The following is a 1,206-nucleotide window of genomic DNA, read 5'->3' as shown; positions in this document are numbered from 1 at the left end:
CGCGCGCCTGCTGCTGTGCGTGGGTCCGAGCCGGAGCCGCGCCGCGGTGCACGAGCGCCTGGGCACCGGCGTGACCTACGGGTGCGTGGTGGACCCGTCGGTGCGCAACCCGGGCGGGTGCCCGGTCGGCGCGGGCTCGATCCTGCTGGCCGGCGTGACGATCACCGCCGACGCGATCCTCGGCGCGCACGTCGTCGCCATGCCGAACGTGACGGTCACGCACGACTGCGTGGTCGAGGACCTCGCGACGCTGGCCGCCGGGGTCTCCCTCGGCGGCGGCGTGCGGGTGGGCCGCGCGGCCTACCTCGGCATGAACGCCTCCGTGCACCCCGGCGTCCGGATCGGCGCGGGCGCCGTGGTGGGCATGGGCGCCGTGGTGCTGACCGACGTGCCCGACGGCGAGACGTGGGCGGGCGTGCCGGCCCGCCGGCTCCTGTCCGGCAGCCCCGTGGGAGCGACCCCGTGAGAGTCGTCGTGTACGTGCACCACATGGAGATCGGCGGCAGCCAGCTCGGCGCCCTCGAGCTCGCCCGGGAGACGATGGCCCGTGGCCACGACGTGCTGGTGCTCGCCCCTCCGGGCGGAGCCCTGTGGGAGGTGGCGGACCGGTTCGGGCTCGACACCGTGACCCTGCCGACCCACCTGACCTGGCCCTCCCCCCGGAACATGGCGCAGGTGGCCTCCGCGGTGCGCCGGACCCGCGCCGACGTGGTGCACGCCTACGAGTGGGGCCCCGCCATCGACGTGGCGCTCGGTACCCACCTCCTGCGCGGCACGCCGGCCGTGGTGACGACGATGTCGATGTACGTCTCCGGCTACATCCCGCGGCACCTCCCCCTCGTGGTCGGCACCCGCCAGCTCGCCCAGGAGGCGGAGGACCGGGGCTACCGGCACGTCGAGCTCCTCGAGCCGCCCGTGGACACAGCCGCCAACGCGCCGGGCGTCGCCGGCGGCCCCGGGGCCCGAGCACGGTGGGGGTTCCGGCCCGACGACGTCGTCGTCGCCGTGGTCTGCCGCCTCACCGACGACCTCGACAAGACGGCGGGCATCCTCGAGGCGATGGACGTGGTCGAGCAGGCCGGTCCCGCAAGCCCGCTCCGCCTGCTCGTCGTGGGCGACGGCCCCCGGACCGACGCCGCCGCGGCGCGGGCCGAGAAGGTCAACGCCGAGCTGGGGCGGCCCGCGGTCGTCGTGGCGGGGGGGCGC

The 1,206-nt window shown here is 76.5% G+C and carries 2 protein-coding genes; both read left to right on the top strand.

Annotation, left to right across the window (positions count from 1 at the left end; genetic code table 11):
- On the top strand, nt 1-466 hold a 466-nt coding region (locus PROKR_RS17155; RefSeq protein ID WP_036964982.1), incomplete at its 5' end, for an LbetaH domain-containing protein.
- A partial coding sequence (locus PROKR_RS17150; RefSeq protein ID WP_169736455.1) for a glycosyltransferase occupies nt 463-1,206 on the top strand: 744 nt, incomplete at its 3' end. The genes PROKR_RS17155 and PROKR_RS17150, both read left to right, overlap by 4 nt.

The sequence above is a fragment of the Promicromonospora kroppenstedtii DSM 19349 genome, from assembly GCF_000515355.1.
Taxonomy (GTDB): Bacteria; Actinomycetota; Actinomycetes; order Actinomycetales; family Cellulomonadaceae; genus Promicromonospora; species Promicromonospora kroppenstedtii.
The sequence above is the reverse complement of the archived record's forward strand: the minus strand, read 5'-3'. Positions and strand labels throughout refer to the sequence as shown.